The organism is Pilimelia columellifera subsp. columellifera (assembly GCF_039532605.1).
Classification (GTDB): Bacteria; Actinomycetota; Actinomycetes; order Mycobacteriales; family Micromonosporaceae; genus Pilimelia; species Pilimelia columellifera.
Map to the genome: position 1 here is coordinate 1 of NZ_BAAARY010000039.1, position 9,532 is coordinate 9,532.

The 9,532-nt window shown below is 66.8% G+C and carries 7 protein-coding genes; 2 read left to right on the plus strand and 5 right to left on the minus strand.

What is annotated here, in order from left to right:
• Window positions 1–1,444: 1,444 nt before the first annotated feature.
• A complete protein-coding gene (locus ABD287_RS17750) occupies window positions 1,445–1,651 on the minus strand; it encodes a hypothetical protein (protein WP_344174563.1) in 207 nt (68 codons plus the stop codon).
• 599 nt (window positions 1,652–2,250) lie between these two features.
• Here ABD287_RS17750 and ABD287_RS17755 point away from each other — a divergent pair.
• Window positions 2,251–2,868 carry a hypothetical protein gene (locus ABD287_RS17755; RefSeq protein WP_344174566.1) on the plus strand — a complete coding sequence of 206 codons (618 nt, stop codon included), beginning with the start codon at window positions 2,251–2,253 and terminating at the stop codon, window positions 2,866–2,868.
• Window positions 2,869–3,574: 706 nt separating this feature from the next.
• Window positions 3,575–3,988 carry a hypothetical protein gene (locus ABD287_RS17760; RefSeq protein WP_344174568.1) on the plus strand — a complete coding sequence of 138 codons (414 nt, stop codon included), beginning with the start codon at window positions 3,575–3,577 and terminating at the stop codon, window positions 3,986–3,988.
• Window positions 3,989–4,385: 397 nt separating this feature from the next.
• Here the strand turns inward: ABD287_RS17760 and ABD287_RS17765 are convergent, their stop codons facing one another.
• The 4 genes from ABD287_RS17765 to ABD287_RS17780 form a co-directional block, all read right to left on the minus strand.
• Window positions 4,386–5,753, minus strand: coding sequence for a fibronectin type III domain-containing protein (locus ABD287_RS17765; RefSeq protein ID WP_344174571.1), 1,368 nt, complete (start codon window positions 5,751–5,753; stop codon window positions 4,386–4,388).
• Window positions 5,754–6,460: 707 nt separating this feature from the next.
• On the minus strand, window positions 6,461–6,760 hold the full coding sequence (locus tag ABD287_RS17770; protein WP_344174573.1) for a VOC family protein: 300 nt from the start codon (window positions 6,758–6,760) through the stop codon (window positions 6,461–6,463).
• A 449-nt stretch (window positions 6,761–7,209) separates the two neighbouring features.
• Complete coding sequence (locus tag ABD287_RS17775; protein WP_344174575.1) at window positions 7,210–7,839, minus strand: GOLPH3/VPS74 family protein; 630 nt, start codon at window positions 7,837–7,839, stop codon at window positions 7,210–7,212.
• A gap of 219 nt (window positions 7,840–8,058) precedes the next feature.
• On the minus strand, window positions 8,059–8,970 hold the full coding sequence (locus ABD287_RS17780) for an SPFH domain-containing protein (RefSeq protein WP_344174577.1): 912 nt from the start codon (window positions 8,968–8,970) through the stop codon (window positions 8,059–8,061).
• Between the last annotated feature and the right edge of the window lie 562 nt (window positions 8,971–9,532).

Sequence of the window (9,532 nt, forward strand, 5' to 3'; positions counted from 1 at the left end):
CGACCTGCTCCGCCGCCGAATCCTCCTAGCCTGACCGGCACCGAGCCGTCAACGCTGCACGAAAAGTGGGCCAGAACCAGTTTTCAGAGAGCGTTGACACACGGGAGCCGGCGACCGCCACCCCGGGCATGGGAAGCATCCACAGTTGCGAGCCGCCGAGGCGCCGCCAGGTAGATGCCGAGCCGATGAATCCGGCGTCGAGCGGCGACACCGCCATCAAAGTCGATGAAGTCGGGCCGGAAGGCCATACGAGCCAACCGGAGTCCGTTGTCCAACTCCCGCGGCAGGACGGACCTGATCGAGTCTCACGCGTCGAGAACGCCGTGGGGGCCGCCGTCGGGTTTGTCAGCCTCGTGCTCCTCATCGCCATGGCTGCCTGGATCGTCACCTACGACGGTCCTCGCGGGACACAGGAGGTGACCTGCGCCGTGGGCATCTGCACGGTGAGGTGATCCAGCACTCACGCGCTGCACTGACACACTCCAGGACGGGATCCTTGCACAGAGCTTCGATGTCCGCGACGGGTCCTCACCAGCCAGCATCGCCGACGGCTTCGAGCGGCTGTCGCCGCTTGGCCGCATCGGGCCTACTCCGCACACCAGCGGTCAGGGTCATTGCGTAGTCGGGTAGCTGCTGGTCACGGCGTCTATGAGGTCGGCTGAGCGGCGGTTGGCGCGTCTGGTGGCGCGGGCGCGGTGCATGCCTGGTTCCGACCGGAGGTGGACGTACCCTACGAAGCGCTACTTCCGCGTGGGTCAGATCGGGCATAGCGGGTGCCAGGCGACGTAGGGTGGCCAGCAACCGGTCGACGAAGACCAGCTTGTACCGGGTATCGGCACCCCACTGCGTGTTTCGAGTGGTCAACCACGCCAATTGCAGGTCCTGCCAGACCGGCGCCACTCGACCACCAGAGCCGCGATTACCTAAGCCGACGAGCCCGTCACCCGACGCTCCCAAACGCCCTTACTCAACTGCCACAATGGCACGCCCAATTCGTGTCCTTCGTGTATCAGCGCGTGGCTGTGTGGTCACGAGCAGCGTGGGTTACGCCATGTAGCCGGTGTCCGGGTCGACCTGAGCGAGGAAGCCTCCGCATGGTCGGCTGTTGTCGGCAGCTCGCCATCCGAGCGCACCGAGGTGAACACATACTGCGGGTTCCGTCCGGAGGACCAGGTGTAGTCGTACTGGCCAGGCCGTTCGGGGCGCGCCGCTACGTCGAACACCTCTCCATCGACCTCCACGCTCATCGCCAATTCTGCATCCCCCGGATCGTCGCGGTGTCAACGCCTCGTGAGGATATCCGCCTTTGTCGCAGCGAACGCTGGCCACGCCGTGCGGACATCTAACCGGCCGTGATCGCTCTGCGAATCCGGATGTAACGGTCGCGGGTGCACCGAGTAGCGGCTATACCTACGAGCACAGCCGCGATGAGAAGCTCCGACGATCAGCCGCTTCGGCGGTTGCCGTACTGGCGTGGACTTTTCACCGTGCCGGAACGGCCCTGGACGCGGCCCGCGGCACCCTTGGTGTGGTTGGGGGTCGACTTGCCCTTGGACCGGCGTGCCGCCCGGTTCTCGAAGAGCCGCGGCTGATCCTCGGATCCGGCTTCGGGGTCAGCGGTGGGATCGGCGTCGCCGGCAGCGTCAGTCATCGGTGTCTCCTCGTGCGTTCAGGGTCGGACTCAACGCTGCGAATCTTCGAGCGCGACCGCCGCGATAAACAGACGGTAACGCAAACCACCCAGCCCGGCCGGCTGGCCGTGGCGGGTCCGATTTCGGTAGCCGGCAGCCGCGTGGGCTGGAAATCTGCCCCTCATGGCGACTCGGCTCCACATCCCAGACAGCCAGTTGGTTTCGGCGGCGTTGAAACATGCGCGCGTGGGCCTTCGACAGGACCTCGACGACGGGTGGGGACGGCAGGCGGCTGATGGAGTTAGACCGTACATCGACTTACAACGCCTTGGCCCTCGGCTGCGGTGTGGCGCGCGCCGTTAGTGCATCGGGACATCACGTGGGTGCGCTCTTTCACCTATCCCGGACCGTGCAAACGCCCGGCGGCCGACGCGCGTGATGGCCGTGAGCCGCTTCCCATTCGGGTGCCTCAGCGGTGTCCGCGCTGAGACCCGGCCACCCGTGCCGCCAATGGTCACGGTCCAGCTGACACCGTCGCCCTCGAAGGCGAGACATCAGACACCCGGGGCGGCGTAGAGTCCGCGGTGGCTGCGGATACCGATCTCGACGTGGAGGTTCCATGTTCATCCAGTTCATTCTTGGACAGGCTGCCGACCGCGCGGCTCTGAAGGAGTCGTTCGAGCGGTGGGCGACGGAGTTGGGGCCGGGCGCTGACGGCTGGCTCGGCAGTACCGCCGGCATCGCAGCGGACGGCACGTTCGTCGCCACGGCGATGTTCGCCTCCGCCGACGCGGCCCGGCGCAACAGCGAGCGCCCCGAGCAGGGTCAGTGGTGGAGCCGCACGGCCGGGGCGTTCGCCGGAAAGCCGACGTTCCTCGACTGCGCGAAGTGTGGGACTGTCGGCCAAGGTGCCACCCCAGTGGCTGGCTTCGTCCAGGTCCTGTACGGCACCAGTAGCGACCCAGCACGCGCGTACCAGCTCATGGCCGAGTCCGAGCAGCAGATGCGCGACCTGCGGCCGGACGTCCTGGGCGCCGTCTACGGCTACACCGACGACGGGACCACCGTCGATGTCATCTTCTTTGCCTCTGAGGCCCAGGCCCGCGAGGGCGAGCGCAATGAGACTCCGGCCGAGGCCACGGAGACGATGGCCGAGATGAGTCGCCTGTCCAAGATCGACCAGTTCATCGACCTGACAGAACCGTGGCACCTCGCACCGCGCTCAGAAAGCCATTGACTGCGTGGTCCCAGCGCCGCAACCAGAAACAGGGCAGCCCATCCCTATAGGCCCAAGCCGAGCACCCAGTCTGGTGCCCGACGTGCTCGCCGTCGTCCCCGCCACCGTTGATCGAAAGCCTTCCTCAGCACCGTCGATGGGCTATAGGTCGGACGATCCGTCATCGCCTGTTTCGATGAGGTTGGCGTCGGGTCCGAGTCGGCCTTGTTAGGCCAGGACCAGCTGGGCGTACCCAGACATGAAAAGGACTTCGGTGTGCATCTTGAAGGCGCCTTGATCACGGCGCCGTGGCAGTGTCATAGCTGCTGGTGTACAGCTTCACCGGTAGAGGCAGGCGCACCGCTGTAGGTGACCACGACACAATGGGCGCCGACCATCCCCGGCACCAGTTCCGGCGCCGTGAACCCCGCTACACCGACATGGTCGCTATCGATCGTGACTGCGCTGAGCGTCAACGAGGCCTCAGAAGCGCTGGGAACGATGCCGGGGGCACCCGACCCCCGACCTTCCCACCACCGCAAGCACCTTCAGCCAACGCCGACGATGCCCCGGTTCGGCTGGCGCCGGCCGTGGTAGTCGTCATGCCGCTTGTAACGTCCGTTACATCTGGGCTACGCGGGCATCGATACGCCCCTGCTGGGTAGACCGGTATCGATCGATGACCTAGCCCCGAAGGCGGCGCCGACGCCGCCACATGGAGGACCACATGACTTCCCAAGCACATAAGCTGCTCACCCTGACGACTGTCGCCGTCGCCGCAGCGGGCACGATCGGCGCGCCGGCCGCCGCAACGCCTAACCCAGGCCCAGCTCCGGCCGGTCCCTGTGTGCAGAAGATGGCCGTGGTCAACAACGCGGGCTTCGTACTCTCGTTTGCGCCCACGACACGTGACGGGGTGGCGACCGCCAGCACCGACAAGTACCCGATCAACCAGTACCGGATCCTGGACCTGACGCTTGCCGGGCTGCCGGCCAACACCGAACTCCGACCGGTCGTCTCGGCCGTGGGCGGCGACACCGTGCCCGGTAACACCTACGTGTCCTTCTGCGCCAACGGTCAGACCGCCACCTACACCGCCACCGGCGCCACTCTGGACTACACAGTCACCCTGATCAGCTAACACGCGCCAAGATGGGGGTGGGGCCGCGGCGCGGCCCCACCCCCATCTTGACCTTGCGGTGCCAAACCAGCGCGCCGCCGTCCTGCCACCTCTCAGAGCCTGCCAAATAAGGGGTTGAGGTGGTCGGCGGATCCCCGTCATCGTCCATCACTTGTCGGCCGAGGCTAGGGCCACCCTCTCGCCATCAGGGTGAGACCGCTTTCGACGTCCGCGTCACACCTGCTGCTCGTCTGGCGAGCAGTCTTTGCCCCCGAGGGCAGCGCCGCTGAGCGGCAGCGCAAGCGCCCGCTGGACCAAGAACCCAACGGGCCGCTGGTCAGGGTCGCGACAGACCGCGTCGTCTATTCCGCACGCTGGTGTTGAGGCTTGCAGATCTGTCTATGAGGGGTGTGTACAACTAATTCGACAGACCCCTCGCCTCGCTGCGACGGCGGCGGGTGGCGACGAACACAAGACCACACCCGAGGGTCAGCATCGCTAACGCCGCACCGACCATTGCGGCGATGTGGCCGTTACCGGTCACCGGTAGCCCGCCCGGAGTGGCGGCGGCGATGAGCACGGCGATGTCCTGACTCAGGGGCAGACCGTTCAAGCCGATTCCGAGCGCTCGGACGGTGTGGTTGCCGCTCCAACCCGCCGGCAGCGCCGCGCGTAGCACGGCGACCCCGCTGCTGTTGGCGGTGGCCGCGCCCAGGTAGACCGGCGTGGAGTAGATGTAGAAGTCCACCGAGCTTCCGGCCTGGTAGCCCGTCGCCGTCAAAGTGACGGTCGAGCCTGGCGGGACACTCGGCTTGTTGATCGCCAGGTCCTTGTTGTGCACGGCGGCCGGCGTGACTGTGTTGCTGGCCGCGCTAGCAGACGAGTTGCCCTCATTGGAGGAGGCGACCACCGTGAACGTGTACGCCCGACCGTTCGTCAGCCCGCCGATGATGCACATGGTGGTGTTCTCGTCGGTGTCACAGCTAGCGCCGCCCGGTGCGGCGATGACGCGGTAACCGGAGATCACGGACCCGTTGGCCGAGGGCGCCGCCCAGGTAATCTTCACCGCGCTGTCCCCCGCCACGGCGGTCGGCGCCGCCGGGCCTGACGGCGGCGCCGGCGCCGGGTTGATCGCGCTACCGCTGCGGGTCGCGCTAGCGGTGCCGCTGAAGCCTGAGCCGTCCTTTGCGGTGACGTCCACGGTCAAGACGGCGCTTTGCCCTGGGTTGAGCCCGGTGACGGTGACCAGGCCGTTGACGTCCACGGTGGCGGCGCCGCCGTTGGTGGCGCTGAAGATGTAGTCGTACCGGGTGGCGTCGTAGTCGGTGACGTTGACCGTGAAACCGTCAGCGGTCGCGGTCGCTGCGGCCAGAGTCGGCGCGACCGCGGCCGCCAACAGCGCCGCGTTGGTGTACGACGAGCACGCGGTACCGCCGCCGGCTAGCGAGGCGTTGAACTGGACCGTGCTGGACTGGCCCGGCGTCAGGCCAGTGACCGTGACGGTGAGCGCCGGCTGGCCGGTGGCCCAGGACGTACCGCTGATCGAGGCGTTGCCGTTGTTGGGTACCGCGGTGATGCTCGACGCGGTGGCGAAGCTCGACGTGACCTCGAAGGTGAAGCCGGCGGCCTGACGGACCGGGTTGCCGTAGAGCAGTCCGTGACAGGCAAACGCGGGGGTCGCGGTCGCCGTCACCACAACGGCCGTTCCCATCACCGTCATCGCCCCGGCCAGCAGCGCACGACCCGTACGCAGCCGGAAGCCCCGGCCTTTCTTGGTGGTCAGCACACAGTTCTCCATCCATACCCATGCGAGCAGTCCGGCTACCTTCGCGTACCAGAACGTCTACCTGTGGGAACTCTGATCCGGTGTACCCCAATGGGGTTGATCAATTCTGGCCGGCCGGTAGTTCGACCGGGTGACGGATCAGCCGGACGATAGCCGGAGTGGCTGGCGGATCATCGCAAACCGGGCAGTCCGGCAGGCGAACAAGCCCGGTTCAGCGCCCTTACCAGCTAAGCCGTGGACGCAGATCCGCGACCTGGCAGCGCTGCGCTGGCTGCACCCACCTACGGCTGACCGTCCAGATCGTCGCCAAACTCGCGGTCGCCGGGCAGACCACCTTCGTGGTCCTACCCCGCAGATGGCGCGTAGAAGCGCGCCATCTGCTGGATCAACCGCTGCCGACACACCGTCCGCGACTACGAACGCCGCCCGGACCACCACACGGCGATGGCCCAACAGGCGATGATCATCATCATGGCCCGACGGCTCACACAGCACGTCGCGGAACCACACCTGGTCGCTCGGCACCTTCTGCCCTAGGTCATCGCACCTCCCCTGGCAGAGACATCTCAGCGTGTGGCAGAGCCGGTTTGAGACGCCTCATACCGGCTCTATATCCGCCCCCTGAGGGTGACCCCGGTCCACGCTCGTCGTCGCCGCGGGTCCGCGAAACGAATCGGATCGCGGCAGCTGGGCACCCCGCCGGACCGCTAGTCGGTGATGTCGTACTGGTCGCCGACTCGATCGCGCAGCTGCTCCACCGAAACGTGCTCACCCGGGGTCTGCACGTTCCACCGATGCCCGAACGGGTCGACGATCCAGCCGGAACGCGCCCCGTCTGCTCGCATCGTGACCGGACGTTCGATGCCCGCACCGGCGCCCACGGCTTTGGCCACGGTCGCGTCGGCGTCCCAGACGCTCAGCACTTCGCCTGCCAGAGCCAGCTCGGCGTGGCCGATCCGGCCGTCGTCCGCGGTCCAGCGTTGAATCTCAACCGCACCGAACGCCACGTTGTAGAAGGTCGATGGCCGCAGCCGCGTCGGCGCAGCACAGGTATGACACCAGCCCTTGCCCCATGCCATAACTCTACCGACCTGCTCGGCCGCCGCCCCGAGAAACTCCGCCGTGCTACGCAGCAGTCACCCTCACCGTCGAGGGTTTGACTTTGCTCTGGTCGCCTCAGCGTGTCGACGGCCGCGGGCCTCGCCCGGTTCGAACGGGCTGCCGCTCTCCGAGAGGAGGGGTCATCCGGTGCCACCGCGCCTTGGGTGAGGACCGATCGTGCGTCGACCCGGTCTTCCAAATATGGCTCCGGTGAGGAGGACCGCTGCCGCGCTCGACGTAGGTTCCGGCAATGCGGGGACGGTGACCGTGAATGTGGACAGAGTGGCGAGTCGGCCGCGCGCACTATTGGTGGCGGATCTGTGGAGCCCTGGCGCCGCTCAGCGCGGGAGGCTCTTCAGGCGCCACTGGCGCCGCTGGCAGCGGCTTGGATTGACTTGTGCAGGGCGGGTCCAATCGGTCCGGTGGTCTTGGCGAGTTCCTGGATTCGTCGTTTGTTGTCGCGTCTGGTCTTCCGGTCGAGGACGAGTTTGAGCTCCGCTGCGGCGGCGATAGTCACGAGCGCGGCGTCGGCGGGATCGACTCTGCCGGTGGGGGACCGGAAGGCGTTGTTGACTCGGCTGAGCAGTTCCTTGCGGACGCGTGGGTCGCGGAGGGTCACTTTGGTCGCGGGAAAAAGACCGAGGATCTTGTACCGCTGGCAACGGGCCCAGCCGCCGTCATCGAGTTGCTGGCGGACCGTATTGACGGTGGCCCGCTGTCGTTTGTCGATCCAGTGTTGCCACTTGCGGGGCTTGGAACGTGCGATCTCCTCGAGTAGTCCGGCGAGGATGGGATCGCTGCACAGGTGCTGGCCGTTGATGGCAGCGCGTCCGCGTACGTCGATGAGCTGGCCGTTGAGGTAAAGGTCGGCGAGGGCGCCTGCGCGTAGCATGGCGCCGAGTTCGGTGCTCGTGCCGACTTTTCCCTTGTCGGGGTTATAGGCAAGTAGATAGATGCGTTGGGGAAGGCTGTTGGGCACTGCCATCTCATTCTTCCTCCGGCTCGGATTCGGTACGGGGCCTTCCGGGGCCGCGGATCCTGCTGACTCCTCCGGGAAGGCGACCGGCGTCTGCGAGGGCTTTACGCAGCAGATACTCAATCTGGGAGTTCGTGCTGCGCAACTCGTCTCCGGCCCACCGTGCAAGTGCGTCGTGCACGGTGGGGTCGAGCCGGAGAAGAAGCTTCTTCCGTTCGGTAGCCATGCCTACGAGTAGAGAGTGCCCGCGTTAACCACGGGCTGGGCGTCTCGGTCTCCGCACAGGACCACCAGCAGGTTGCTGACCATCGCGGCCTTGCGTTCCTCGTCGAGGTCGACGACGTGGTTCTCGGCGAGGCGTACCAGCGCCATCTCCACCATGCCCACCGCGCCTTCGACGATGCGGGCCCGGGCCGCGACGATGGCGTTCGCCTGTTGCCTGCGGAGCATGGCGTGGGCGATCTCGGGCGAGTAAGCGAGGCGGGTCAGCCGGGATTCGACGATCTTCACCCCGGCTGCGGCCACGCGGGCGCCGATCTCCTCGGACAGCCGGGCGGTGATCTCGTCGGCGTTGTCGCGCAGGGACATTCGGGCGGTGTCGTGCGAGTCGTAGGAGTAGCTGTTGGCGATGTGCCGGACGGCGGTGTCGGTCTGGATGGCGACGAACTCGATGAAGTCGTCGACCTCGAAGACAGCGCGGGCGGTGTCCTGGACGTGCCACACGACGACCGCGGCGATCTCGATGGGGTTGCCGTCGGCGTCGTTGACCTTGAGTACGTCGGTCTCGTGGTTGCGGATCCGGGTGGAGACCCTGCGCCTGGCGGTGAGCGGGTTGACCCAGCGGAGGCCGTCGGTGCGAACGGTCCCGGTGTAGCGGCCGAGCAGTTGGAGGACGCGAGCCTCGCCTGGTGCGACGGGGGTCAGACCAGCCGCCGCGATCAGGGCAGCCAGCACGAACAGTAGGCCGAGGCCGGCGAGGCTCACCACGACGGGGACGTCCTCCTGCCGTACGCCGATCACGAACGCGGTGACGCCGAGGAGGATCGCCAGTACGGACAGGGCAAGGACCGGCCAGCCGGAGGCGCCCCGGGCGATGCGCTCGCGCACCCGCGGGGCGGGCAGGTCGAGGTGATCGGTCATGTCAGCTCCCTCAAATGTAGCGATGTCTTGAGACTATCAATATGATATCACTTTTTCAGGAGGGCCTGTGAATTTGGCGGCCCCCGACGACAGACATGCGGTCGGGGGCCGCGGATCCGCATAGCTGCTGCGTGATCTGCCGGTGGGATCCTCGGCCGGATACGCCCCGCCCGGATGCCGCCCCGACCGATGCCAGGCGGGCAGCAGAAATGGGGGGCCAAGGTCAGCCCCCCAGGTATTTGGCTGAAGGTTCGGGCAGCGACTCGATCCGTGAGTCGGCCCGGCACTGGGTAAATGGGTCTGCCGCACCTGTCGGTGCCACCCCCGGGTGGCTGCCAGACGGGCCCGAAGGACGCCACCGCGCCCGCGGCCACCCCAAGGTCCGCGCCATGCTCAGTGCGCCGCCCGGAATTTTGCCGTGTCGTTGCGGCTCTCTGACTGTCGCCGTGGCGATCTAGCGGCTACTGAGGTGATCTCAACGAGGGTTCGGTAGGTACCGGTATTCGAAGTGGGTGAGGTGGACGGCTGCGCGGACGATGTCGCCGAGGTTTCGGGGGCTGGC